Origin of the sequence: Terrimonas ginsenosidimutans (assembly GCF_022012415.1) — a bacterium.
Taxonomy (GTDB): Bacteria; Bacteroidota; Bacteroidia; order Chitinophagales; family Chitinophagaceae; genus Terrimonas_A; species Terrimonas_A ginsenosidimutans.
The window spans coordinates 184891-197548 of the sequence record NZ_JAKLTR010000002.1; the positions used below are offsets into that span (position 1 = coordinate 184891).

7 protein-coding genes are annotated in these 12658 nt (G+C 46.1%); 6 read left to right on the top strand and 1 reads right to left on the bottom strand.

The genetic code is table 11. The features are described 5' to 3' along the window. Positions 1 to 114: 114 nt before the first annotated feature. Entirely contained in the window at positions 115 to 606 is a 492-nt protein-coding gene (locus LZZ85_RS03370) for an RNA polymerase sigma-70 factor (protein WP_237868528.1), read from the bottom strand. A gap of 196 nt (positions 607 to 802) precedes the next feature. Between LZZ85_RS03370 and LZZ85_RS03375 the strand changes: the two genes are divergently transcribed. From LZZ85_RS03375 to LZZ85_RS03400, 6 genes are all read left to right on the top strand, one after another. Further along, positions 803 to 1858 (top strand): FecR family protein, encoded by a 1056-nt coding sequence (locus LZZ85_RS03375; RefSeq protein WP_237868529.1) that lies wholly within the window; start codon positions 803 to 805, stop codon positions 1856 to 1858. A gap of 70 nt (positions 1859 to 1928) precedes the next feature. Beyond that, complete coding sequence (locus LZZ85_RS03380) at positions 1929 to 4940, top strand: SusC/RagA family TonB-linked outer membrane protein (RefSeq protein WP_237868530.1); 3012 nt, start codon at positions 1929 to 1931, stop codon at positions 4938 to 4940. A gap of 18 nt (positions 4941 to 4958) precedes the next feature. Continuing rightward, positions 4959 to 6629, top strand: coding sequence for a RagB/SusD family nutrient uptake outer membrane protein (locus LZZ85_RS03385; RefSeq protein WP_237868531.1), 1671 nt, complete (start codon positions 4959 to 4961; stop codon positions 6627 to 6629). Positions 6630 to 6642: 13 nt separating this feature from the next. Then, positions 6643 to 7536, top strand: a complete 894-nt coding sequence (locus LZZ85_RS03390; RefSeq protein ID WP_237868532.1) for a metallophosphoesterase family protein — start codon at positions 6643 to 6645, stop codon at positions 7534 to 7536. 405 nt (positions 7537 to 7941) lie between these two features. Next, positions 7942 to 9168 (top strand): ROK family protein, encoded by a 1227-nt coding sequence (locus tag LZZ85_RS03395; protein WP_237868533.1) that lies wholly within the window; start codon positions 7942 to 7944, stop codon positions 9166 to 9168. A 75-nt stretch (positions 9169 to 9243) separates the two neighbouring features. Next, the gene (locus LZZ85_RS03400) at positions 9244 to 12651 is read left to right on the top strand and encodes a SusC/RagA family TonB-linked outer membrane protein (RefSeq protein ID WP_237868534.1); all 3408 of its coding nucleotides are present in this window, start codon (positions 9244 to 9246) and stop codon (positions 12649 to 12651) included. Positions 12652 to 12658: the final 7 nt, after the last annotated feature.

Here is a 12658-nt window from a genome sequence, read left to right on the forward strand (position 1 = left end):
GCACTCCCAAAACTGAAGAATGGTTCATGTCGATCAAGCATCTTCGTTATCATGAATATAAAATCTGCGAAATCAGCGGGGCCCTATGTCAATCGATTAATTCAACTATGCTAATTATGAGTTGATATTGTTTTCGCCGAGGTCTTCCCTCATCTGATGAACTGCTTTGCTTATATGTTTCTCCACAGTTCTCTTAGAGATCCCCATAATGTTCGCGATCTCCCGGTGGCTTTTATTTTCGTAGTGACGAAGAAAGAAAACGTCGCGGCTTTTTCCTTGCAATGCATTCATGCTATTGTTTAGTTGCATCCGCAGTTCAAGCGTTTCAAACAATGGTTTCTTTTCCTGCTCTCTCATTTCCATTGCCAGATGCCTGTGGTGTTGTTGCTGCAACCTTTTATCCCGAAGGATATTTAAACTTCTGTTGCGGATACTTGTGTTAAGATACGCGCCCGGATTCAGCTCTTCCGGCAAACTTTCTGCCTTTATATATAATTGAAGAAATACTTCCTGCACAAGGTCCTTTGCCTGCTCCTCATCCATTACGATCCTGTAAGCCTGGTTTGTAAGTTGCAAAGCGTGGCGGACATAAAATTCCCTGAACATCGGTTTGTTGCCAAGCCTGATGCCCTTCCACAGTTGCTCGTCTGTATAGTTATTGATGCGGTGGATGAGGAAAGAATTTTGACAAATTTATTCAAGCCTTTCAATGCTGGATGTTAACTTACTATGAACCTTTATTTTTTCGAAATGGATGGGTAGTTTGTTCTTTTGGCGTGTTAATACTAGTAGAAGCAATTTCATGACACAGGAAAGGTTAGATTATTTACTGGAGCAGCATTATAAAGGAGAACTGTCCGGCTCGGAGCAGAGAGAACTGGATCGATGGTATCAGGATATGCAGAATGGCCATTCCGGGCTTTATTCCGTAGGCAGGTCAGACGCCGAACAGCGAGAATTAACAGAAATGGCTGATGGCCTGATGCTTCGTGTGGAAGAGACGGAGCGATTTCAGCTCAGGAGCAAGCGTAGGGCGGTGGTCCTTCGATGGTCTGTGGCGGCTTCGGTAGTACTTGTACTCGGGCTCTTCCTCATTTTTTCTCTGTCAGATAAAAAGGATGACGTAAATGTGCTGCAAATAGCTTCTGCTGAGGATGGATCTACATATCCACAGATGATTGTTACACTGGAAAATAATGCCGGTATTGAGGAGAAGTATACATTACCTGACGGGACTTCAGTTTCTCTGTCACCAACTAGTGTAATTACATATGGTAGCAATTATAACGTAAGCAACAGGGAACTGACGCTGAAAGGCAAAGCTTTTTTTAAAGTAAAGAAAGATCCTGCAAAGCCATTTATTGTTTATAGTAAGAATATCGCTACTACCGCCCTGGGTACTTCATTTTATGTTACCGCATATGAATCCGATACAACTGTTCATGTTTTATTGCAGGAAGGACGGGTGAGTGTCAAGCCTGTCGAAGTGCGGGATAGGGTTGTCTACCTTGATCCAGGGTATACTGTCAGTTTTAATACAAATACATTGATCGCATCTGCTGTAATGCCTGTAGCTAAGCAGAATGACAGGGAACTGGTTGCTGTTAAACGAGCAGGCTTAGTTAATGCAGGAACACCAGTAATTTTTGAACAACAACCGCTGCATAAAGTACTGGACGAGCTTGCGCTCATTTACAAAGTTGCCATCACGTATAACCTGAACGAGATCCGGGATCTTGATTTTTCAGGAACTGTCAAACCGGGAGATCACCTGATGCCTGTTCTGCAACGTATCGGTCTCCTGAATAATTTATCCGTCAAATCTTCTAACGGAAAGTATGTAATCACGAGTCAGTAATTCATTTGTATCGTTTTTGATAAAACTCCTTACTGGGGTAAAGGAGAAGGTATGTCTAAAAATTAATGTTATGAGAGAAAATCAGCTGCGAATGGGCCTGTTCCTGGCCCACTGCAAAAAGATCTTTTTTATGTTGATATTTGTACTCTGTGTTCGTGATCTGACGGCACAGGAACTTGTGTCTTCGATCAAAGGACTTGTTGAAAATGAAAAGGGCGAATTTCTGCAAGGCGTAACAGTCGTTCTGAAAAATGATGCCCGTTCGCTGAAACAAACCGTTCAAACGGATTCGAAAGGGCTGTTCATTTTTACGAACCTTGATCCGCAAGAGCCATTCGAGATCGTTGTCAGTTATGTTGGTTATGAAACGCAGGTGATCCGCAGGTCAAAGTTGAATCCTGGTAATGAGGAGTCAATCCTGATCAGTCTGAAGATCGCCGAAGCGTCTATGCAAAGTGTAGTGGTAGTTGGGTACGGCACGCAAAAGCGAAAAGATATTACAGGCGCCGTTTCCTCCGTATCGAAGGATCGTTTGGAAAAGAATCCAAACCTGAACATTGCACAGGTACTGCAGGGGGCCGTGCCGGGTTTTATGGTACAGCAAACATCAGCGGGAGCTGCGTCCAGCGAAGAATTGATGATCCGTGGACGGAAGTCTATTCTCGCGGCTAACAATCCATTGATCGTTGTGGATGGGATCCCCTATGGCGGACAGCTCCGTGATATCAATGTAAATGATATCGAATCGATCGATGTGTTAAAGGATGCCTCTGCTGCTGCTATTTACGGTTCACGTGGCGCGAACGGTGTGGTGATCGTGACAACCAGAACCGGTGCAAAGGGCAAACCTGTCGTTTCCTATGATGGCTGGTATTCAACGCAGGAAGCGGTAAATGTTCCTTACTTTATGACGGCGCAGGAGTTCTATGATTTTAAGAATGTTCGCGAACCGGGTAAGATGACAGCTTCGGAACAGGATAATTTCGATAATGGAAGAACAGTGAACTGGGCCGATCTTGTATTGAGAACGGGTACTTCGCAACAGCACAACGTATCTGTTTCCGGGGGATTTCAACAGACAAAATATTTTATTGGCGGGAGCTTTTTAGATGTAAAAGGTGTTTCGCTGAACGATAAATACCGACGCTTTACCACCCGTATCAACCTTGATACAAAGATCACTTCGTGGTTGACCATTGGAACGCGTACGCAACTGTCGTTTGATGACCGAAGCGGCAGTACGATCAACTGGGAAGATGTGCTGCGCACAAATCCGCTGACAAAGGCGTATGATGATAACGGAGAACTGACCATCTATCCATGGCCTGAATACACAGATATAGGTAATCCGCTGGAAGTGATCAATTATGCCAATACGGATAAAGCCTTCCAGGTTGTGACAAATAACTATGCGATAGTTGATATTCCTTTCGTAAAAGGCCTGAGCTATCGCATCAATACAGGGGTTCGTAAAACGACAGCAGATACAGCAACGTATATTGGCCGGAATACAAAGACCGGCCTGGAGGCCCGTGGTGTTGCAAACACAGCCAGAACGATTGATGACAATCTGGTGATCGAGAATATCGTTTCGTATGAGAAACGTTTGGGTATGCATCAGCTTGGCGCCACTGGATTGTACAGTTATGAAAAGAACACCAGCTCCACCAATGTGGTCAATGCAAGCGGCTTTCCACAGGATTTTCTTGGTTATTATTCTATAGCCCAGGCAAACCTGATCACGCCCGTATACCGTTATTACCGGACTGATCTCATCTCGCAAATGGTTCGTTTGAACTACTCCTATGATAGCCGTTATCTTATTACACTTACAGGGCGACGCGATGGTTACTCAGGTTTTGGTGCATTGAACAAATGGGGAACCTTTCCTTCTGTTGCAATAGGATGGAACCTTGACCAGGAAAAATTCTTTCCGCAGAACAGCGTGTTTGATCGGTTGAAGTTGCGTGCCTCTTATGGGAAGAATGGCAACCAGGCAGTAACCGCTTATGAAACCATCTCACGTCTTGGTGAAAATAATATGGTGGCTCTTACGCAGGCGTTGCCTGGTTATGTGCCGGTAAAACTGGGGCAGGATAACCTTGGTTGGGAATCTACCTCCATCCTGAATATCGGCGTCGATTTTGGCTTGCTGAAGGGCCGTTTATCGGGTGATCTGAATATGTACCGCACAAGCACAAGCGCATTGTTGCTTGACAGGACGATCTCCCTTGTGCATGGCATTTCCTCTATCACACAAAATATAGGTGAAACCGAAAATAAAGGCATTGAGTTGACGCTTACCGGAAAGGTGATCGACGCGAAAGGTTTCAAATGGACGGCTTCCGGTAACCTGTCCTATATTAAGAACAAGATCGTTTCGCTGTATGGTGTTCGTGACGCAAATGGTAAAGAGATCGATGATGTGGCGAACAAATGGTTTATAGGTAAACCCATACTCGTGAATTTTGATTATGTATTTGATGGCGTATGGCAGCAGGATCAGGCCGCCGCTGCTGCTGAATGGGGCTCTCAACCCGGTTTTGCCCGCTTGCGTGACGCTGACGGCAACAAAAAACTGGATGCAAATGACCGGCAGGTGATCGGTCAGCGCGATCCGAAGTTCCTGTGGGGACTAAGCAATTCTTTTTCTTATAAAGGATTCAATCTTGAAGTTTTCATTCATGGAGTGCACGGTGTAACAAGAGAGAACCGGATGCTGCAGGATGCATCAGCGAGTTCCGAAGTGAGAAGAAATGTGTTAGAGAAGAATTGGTGGACACCGCAGAATCCAACCAACGGGTTTTATGCAAATGCCATCAATGCGGAAAAAATGAGTGGGATCTCAGCAGTGCTTTACGAAGATGCAAGCTTTATCCGCGTTAGGGATATTTCGCTTTCTTATGATTTTCCGGCAGGCCTGTTAGGCAAAACCGGTATCAGCCGCCTGCGTGCCTACCTCACGGCCCGGAATCTTTTCACGTTTACTGATTGGACAGCCAGCGATCCCGAACTGAACGTGGGCAGAGGTTCTCTTCCATTGCAACGTGAACTGGTGGCTGGAGTAAACTTATCTTTTTAAACGAATAAATGATCAACGATGAAATTGTTTTCAAAAATCATAGCAGCAGCGCTGTTGTTGGGTGTATCATTCGGTTGCTCGAAAGATCTGCTGAATGAAAATCCCCCGCATATTATTTCTACAGAAACTTTGTACAAAAATCTGTCGGGTTTCGAAGCCGGACTGAATGGGTTGTACTCTTTGGTGAGACAGGAAAGGGAAGGATTGAATGGAGGAACTGCACTCGTTTGCAATATGTTCATGAATGGGGTGGACAATATGGTCACCAATCATACCGTAAGCGGTTTTTCACAGATCGCCGAAGGCTGGGGCGCATTGAATAACCCGGCGAATAGTTTCTATGCAGATGTCTTTGCCTGGCTTTACCAGGTGATCAATGCGGCGAACACTATTGTCGTTAGTGCCGAGACAAGATCTGATATTGATTGGCGCGGCGGATCTGCCACCGCAGATGCTAATAAGCTTCGCGTGATCGCGGAGGCAAAAGCAATGCGCGCATGGGCTTACCGTCATCTGAGTTTCTGCTGGGGCGATGTTCCGATGAGCCTGACGGAATCATTGGGATCAACGATCCGTACTGATTGGCAGCGTACTCCTCTGACTCTTGTAAGAAGACAGGTGATCGATGATTTCCGGTTTGCCGAGCAATACATCGGAGTGGAACCTTCTCACGCGGGCCGGATCACAAAAGGCGCCGTGCAGCATTTCATTTCCGAAATGTACCTGACGATCCAGAAACCCGATAGCGCGTTACTCTGGGCTGAGAAAGCCATTGCTACTCCTGCATACAAGCTGATCACGGCCAGATATGGGGTGAAGAGAACGCAGCCGGGCGTCGCGTTCATGGATATGTTTTACAACGGCAATGCAAACCGGGAAGAAGGGAATACGGAAGCGTTATGGGTATTCCAGTTCCAGCAGGAAACAAATGGCGGCGGAACAAACGCGATCCTTCGCCGCGATCATCATAGCCGCTATACAAATATCCGGGTGGGCACCATCTCTCCGTTCATTGTCACTGCTGAGCGTGGCGGACAGGGTTATGGAAGGATGTCTCTTACAAAATGGGCGATCGATAATTATGAAGCCACTGACGAGCGGGCATCCGGATTCGCGATCCGTAAATATTTTGTATTGAACAATGCGGCGGCTAATGCCCCACAGGAAGCGGACAGGCTGCCTGCAGGTTACCAATATGGCGATACAATAAAATTAAGCTGGGCAAATGATATTACAGCGACTTCCCGTTCCCGTGTCGACTGGCCATTTTCCCGCAAAGCCGATTCCGGAGATCCGTTGAATCCGGGCGGGTCATCGGCTTATAATGACCAGGTATATCTGCGTCTCGGTGAAACTTACCTGTTGAAAGCAGAAGCACAGTTGCTGCTTAATCAAAAAGACGCAGCCGCTGAAACGATCAATGCACTGCGCCGCCGTGCAAAAGCTTCAACGATCTCCGGTAATGATATGACGATCGACTTTGTGCTGGATGAACGTTCAAGAGAGCTGATGCTGGAAGAACACAGGCGTTATACCCTGCTTCGTACGGGTAAATGGGTGGAAAGAACGAAGAAGTATAATAAGAATGGCGGACAATTGGTAGCCGCCAGAGATACTTTATTCCCGATCCCGCAGACTGTGATCGATGCAAATCTTACACAAAAAATGGTACAGAATCCCGGCTTCTGATAAATCTGATAGTATGAAGAGTATAATTATTACATGCGCGATGCTCGTTTTGTCACTGAACTCCTTTTGTCAGAAAACAGGAAGATCGCCGATTGATTCCACGTTCAGCTTTGTCCTGATGTCAGATATTCATATAAAACCGGAAGTGACGGAGAGATTTCAACGCGCGATCGATACCGTAAATAAACTCCGGCCAGATTTTGTCATGGCGGCTGGCGATCTTGTATATGATGTAATGCGGGGAAATCCTGGTCATGCTGACTCGCTCTTTAACTTATACAAAAAGATGAGTGCAGGCATCAGGTCGAAAGTGTATAACTGCATCGGTAATCACGAGCTGTTTGGGATCTACCCCGAGAGTGATGTGGATAGCACCCACCCGGGATACAAATACGGAATGTATGAAAAGCATATCGGGAAAACGTATTATTCGTTTGATCATAAAGGCTGGCATTTTATCGTACTGAACTCGATCGATGTAAATACAGAGAAAGCTTATTTCGGAGGGATCGATAAAAAACAGCTGGAATGGTTAAAGCAGGATATTGCCGGGGTTGATAAGAAAACACCGGTTGCGCTGACTGTTCATATTCCATTTCTTTCTTCCTTCAATCAGCTGTATGGCTCAAAGAAACCGTTGTCGTCGGATCAGCCGAATGGAGTACTGATCTTTAAGGGAAACGAAGTGCTGGATCTGTTCAGTGATTACAACCTGCGTTTGGTCATGCAGGGGCATGTGCATTGGATCGAAGATGTGTTTGTGAACAACAAAACGCATTTTCTCACGGCAGGATCGGTTGCCGGAAGACCGAGTTGGTCAGGGACAAGAAATGGTGAGCGGGGATTTATGGAGGTAAAGGTGAAAGGAGAGGAGGTTTCCTGGAGGTATGTAGAGTATGAGAAATGAATTCGTAGTCTTTTACTATTGCTTGTTTGGCAATATATGTTTGTTGTTTAAAACCTGAACTAAAATTTCGCCATTTCGGCCACACTGATCTTCCTCATAACAATCAGGTTGACATAGCAAGGGCATAAGAGTATCGCAAAGCGCGCAAAGTTGCCGCTAAGGTCGCTAAGTATTTCCTTGCGTCCTTAGCGGCAACTTTGCGTGCTTTGCGATCCCCTACGCCAGTAAAATCGAAGATCCGTGCAATAAGTTTGGCCGGAGCAGGCAGAAGCTCTTGCCAAAGAAAGGACACTTCCCGTCAGGACAATATTTTAAAAAAACTTCCCATACTTCTGTTATTTTTTTAAAAAGTTTCCTAATATTGAGTTAATTAATTGTAAAGCTTGCCAAACTTAACTGCTGAAAATGGGAAAAAAGAGCCATTATAGAGGACTTCTATTAAAGGAATTCTACTTTTCCGGGAAGCTCTCCTGTGCTGACCTGAGCGAACGGATCGGTAAGAGTGTTCCTCTTACAATGAACCTGCTGACCGAACTCATCAACGAAGGTGTCGTGATTGAGTCGGGATATGCTCCCTCCAGCGGTGGCCGCAGGCCCGTAACCTATGCCATCAAACCCGATACGATCTACATTCTTTCCGTGGCAATGGATCAGCTCGTAAGCCGGATCTCTCTGATGGATATCGACAACAATCATGTTATTCCCGTTGAACGGTTTGAGCTTCCGCTCAATAATAACCCTAAGGCCATTTCCATACTGGCTGACCGTATAAAAGAGGTGATCAGGAAATCCGGTATCGATCAGAAGAAGATCGTCGGAGCCGGGATCGGCATGCCGGGGTTTATCGACTTTAAAAAAGGCGTCAACTATTCTTTCCTGGAAATACAGGAAAAAACAATCACCGGGTACCTCTCGGAGAAGCTGAAAATGCCGGTGTATATAGACAATGATTCGAGTCTGATCGCGCTTGCAGAGCTGCATTTCGGATCGGCGAAACACCGCAAGAATGCAATGGTGATCAATGAAGGCTGGGGTATTGGTCTCGGAATGATCCTGAATGGCGAATTATTCCGTGGACATAATGGCTTCGCCGGTGAGTTCAGCCATATCCCGTTGTTCGATAATAATAAATTATGCAGCTGCGGTAAGAGTGGTTGTCTTGAAACGGAAGCTTCGTTGCTGGCTATTATTGAAAAAGCGGCTAATGGTATTCAGCAGGGCCGCAATTCAGCTTTGGGCGCAGGATTTCCCGCAGGCCATCCCGAACAGGATTGGGAAGAAGTAGTGAAAGCGGCATCCAAAGGGGATCGCCTTGTGATGGAGCTGTTGTCAACCACCGGCTATAACATTGGCCGCGCGATCGCCATCCTTATTCACCTGATGAACCCGGAAGTTGTGGTACTGAGTGGCAGGGGCGCACTCGCCGGAAAAGTATGGCAGGCTCCGATCCAACAGGCATTGAACGAACACAGTATTCCCCGGCTGGCGGCAAACACTACACTGGCAATTTCCACGCTTGGCTATCAGGCTGAACTGATCGGCTCCGCCGCACTGGTAATGGAACATCTTGCTAAAACAAACGATTCTCCTATAAAAGCCAGGAGTTCAAAGGAAAAAAAAGAGGTTCAGTAAACTGATATCCTTTTCCCTCCTTTGCCTCTTGTTTAACTCTTGAAACTCTATATACTTCAACTCAAAACAACTGCAATGAAAACAAAACGATTGTTACTCGTGTTTGTTGCGATGCTCTGTGGCCATATACTGCTTATGGCTCAAACAGGCAGGGTAGTCAATGGTGTTGTCAATAACACCTCTGGAAAACCAGTACCCGGCGCAACAGTAAATGTCAAAGGAACAACACAAACCGTAATTACCGACGAAGCCGGTAAATTCAGTGTGAGTGTTAAACAGGCCAGTCCCGTGCTGGTTATTACCGCCGTAGGCTTCGGATCAAAAGAAATCCCCGTTTCAGATCAGTCGAGTATCAATGTATCACTTGAAACAAGTGCTGTTGATCTGTCTGAAGTGGTCGTTACAGGATTAGGTATTAAAAGAGAAGCAAGATCGATCGGCTATTCTGCGCAGAAGGTCTCTGCTACAGAGATCACCAAAGCTGCCGCACCTGATCTTGGTTCAGGCCTGATGGGTAAATCCGCAGGTTTAAATATCTCTTCTCCCAATGGTATCCAGGGCAGTTCTCAGCGGATCGTGATCCGTGGTAACAATGCCATCCTGGGAAGTAACCAACCGCTGATCGTTGTGGACGGGATCCAGGTGGAGAATAATCCAGTTGGCGGTACTACCGGCACGGCGGGAACAAGCCTTGAAAATCCCAAAGACTGGGGTTCTTTCCTGAACTTTATCAACCCCGATGATGTACAGGATATCACGGTGCTCAAAGGTGCTACAGCAGCTGCGCTCTACGGTGCACGCGGCGGTAACGGTGTGTTGTTGATCACCACAAAGAAAGGCGTTAAGAAACCAGGTATCGGCGTTGACTATAATCTTTCTTCATTGTTCAGCAAAGCTGCCCGATTCCAGGAAGTGCAGAATTCCTATGGCTACGGTGGTGCGAATGCGATGTGGTCTGCTACGCCGCAATTCCCTACAGTGAATGGTGAGCTTCGCTACCCGGGTAACTATCCATGGGATGGTCAGCCTGTAGGTGATGCATACCAGGCGGCCGGTTCAATCCCTGGCGGCTACTCTACCTGGGACCTGTTCAGCTGGTATGGCCCTGCATCTTCATGGGGACATAAGCTGGACGGAACAGAGATCGTTTGGTGGGATGGTGTGAAAAGGAAATGGGATGCACAACCTGATAACAGGAAAGCATTCTTCAGAACAGGTAATACAACCACTCATAATCTCTCTTTCAGCGGTGGTGGTGAATTCGGTACCGTACGTGTTGGTCTGACAAGACAGGATAATACCGCTGTGTTGCCAAACAGTAACTACAACCAGAATGCGATCAATGTCGGAACCAATCTCAATATCTCTGAGAAGTTGAAAGCAGAAGTTACTTTCAGCTATACAAACTATAACAGAAAGAATACTCCGGATATCGGATCTGAGAATTCATGGGCTAAATTCATGATCCATGGTATGTCCAGAGATTACAAGCCACTGGAGTTTGATATGTATAAGAACGCGGATGGTAGCAAGAATATCTTTGATCAGACTACCCCTTTCCGTTTTTATCCTTATAACAATAACTCATTTAAGGATCTCTTCTGGAACCTCAATGAGCACAATCAACAACTTAGCCGTGATCAGTTGCTTGGTGCTGTAAGACTTTCGGCAGATCTGTTACCCTGGCTGAATATCTCGGGCCGTGCATCCATGAACTATTCAAACGCTTCTGTTGAGAGCAAGTATACGCCGATCGATGCAGGCGGTGTACGTGGTCAATACGGAATGGAATCGATCAAAGACCGGAATGCAAACTTCGAATTGTTCACCACGCTGCACAAAGACAATATCCTCCCGGATCTTAATGCAAGCCTGATGATCGGTAACAGCGCCCTGCGCTCGAGACAGTACGGTATCAATGCCTGGAATAATGGCGAAACCACTCCATTCTCTATTCCGAACAAATATTATCTCTCCAACACAACAGGAAACCTTCCTGCGGCAACGGAGAAATGGTGGGACTATAACCTGAACAGCTTGTTTGGTGTACTGGATCTTTCTTACAAGAATTACCTGTTCTTACAGGTTACCGGAAGAAATGACTGGTCATCCACACTCCCGATCCAGAACGCGTCCTATTTCTTCCCGTCTGCCAGCCTCAGCTATGTGTTTACAGAAAGCATCAAGGGCATGCAGAACATCGACTGGCTGACTTATGGTAAACTGAAAGTATCGGCAGCTAAAAGTGCAAATGGGACCGATCCTTACAGATCAGTATACACCTACAATTCAGAAGTGATCAGCAACTATATCAACGGAACGGCTCCAACCTCTTTTGGTGGTGTGCCCGTAAGAAGAACGGAGAAAATATTGCCTCCGGCAAACCTGTTGATCCCTCAGGATAACAAGTCGTACGAAGTAGGCCTGGAACTGGGCTTCCTGAACAATCGCCTGAACATGGAGGTGACTTACTATCAGACCAAGGCAACTTCACAGATTCTCAGTGGTGCACTGGCACTTTCTTCCGGTGCGCAGTCTGTTACATTCAACACAGGAGCATTATCTAACAAGGGTATTGAGTTCATCGTAAGAGGTACTCCGATCCAGACGACCAAACTGCGCTGGGATGTAACGCTGAATGCTGCTCATAATAAGAACAAAGTATTGCAATTGACGGAAGGTATCGACCGTTTCCCTCTCCAGGATCTCTGGGGAAGCAATGGTGTGCAGATGTTCGTTCGTGAAGGAGAAAATTATGGAACGATCTATGGATATGATTACACCTATCAGAATGGTCAGCGTGTAGTCGAAAAGATCCTTGATAGAACTGATCCTACAAAAGTGGTTGGTACACGTTATGTGACCACTACTGACCCTGTTGCGATCGGTAACGCAACGCCAAAACTGACCGGTGGTTTGGGTAACAGTCTCCGGATCGGCAACTTCAGCATCTATGCTTTGGCTGATTTTAAATTGGGCGGTGATATCTATTCTGCGGATTATGCAGCAGCAGTGGGAATGGGCCTTTCACCATCGACATTGACTGAAAGAGACGGTGGCGGCTTGGCTTATACCTATCCCGATGGTACAAAAGCCAATCATGGCGTGATCCTCGATGGCGTGTTTGCTGATGGTACAAAAAATACGGATGTTGTTCATTACATGTACAAATATGCCGGTGCTTACCAGGGCTGGTCAAATGTGAAAATGCCAAGAGCCAATGCTGTGTTTGAAAACTCATGGGTAAAGCTGAGAGAGGTGAATATCACTTATTCCGTTCCTTCAAGTTTTGTAAGGAAAATGAAGTTTGTACAGGGCCTGGATCTTTCTGTGATCGGACGTAACCTGTTCTATATCTACTCTTCGCTGCCGGAAAAACTGAATCCTGAAGCAATCAACGGTATCGGTAACGCACAGGGTATCCAGTGGGCTCAGTTTCCAATGATCAGAGATATGGGTGTAGCACTTAAAGTGAGATTTTAATCTTTAA

Excerpts from the sequence above, each read along its gene's own strand:
- LZZ85_RS03400 (WP_237868534.1), top strand. The coding sequence starts at position 9,244 with ATGAAAACAAAACGATTGTTACTCGTGTTTGTTGCGATGCTCTGTGGC.
- LZZ85_RS03395 (WP_237868533.1), top strand. The coding sequence starts at position 7,942 with ATGGGAAAAAAGAGCCATTATAGAGGACTTCTATTAAAGGAATTCTAC.
- LZZ85_RS03390 (WP_237868532.1), top strand. The coding sequence starts at position 6,643 with ATGAAGAGTATAATTATTACATGCGCGATGCTCGTTTTGTCACTGAAC.
- LZZ85_RS03375 (WP_237868529.1), top strand. The coding sequence starts at position 803 with ATGACACAGGAAAGGTTAGATTATTTACTGGAGCAGCATTATAAAGGA.
- LZZ85_RS03370 (WP_237868528.1), bottom strand. The coding sequence starts at position 606 with ATGTTCAGGGAATTTTATGTCCGCCACGCTTTGCAACTTACAAACCAG.
- LZZ85_RS03380 (WP_237868530.1), top strand. The coding sequence starts at position 1,929 with ATGAGAGAAAATCAGCTGCGAATGGGCCTGTTCCTGGCCCACTGCAAA.
- LZZ85_RS03385 (WP_237868531.1), top strand. The coding sequence starts at position 4,959 with ATGAAATTGTTTTCAAAAATCATAGCAGCAGCGCTGTTGTTGGGTGTA.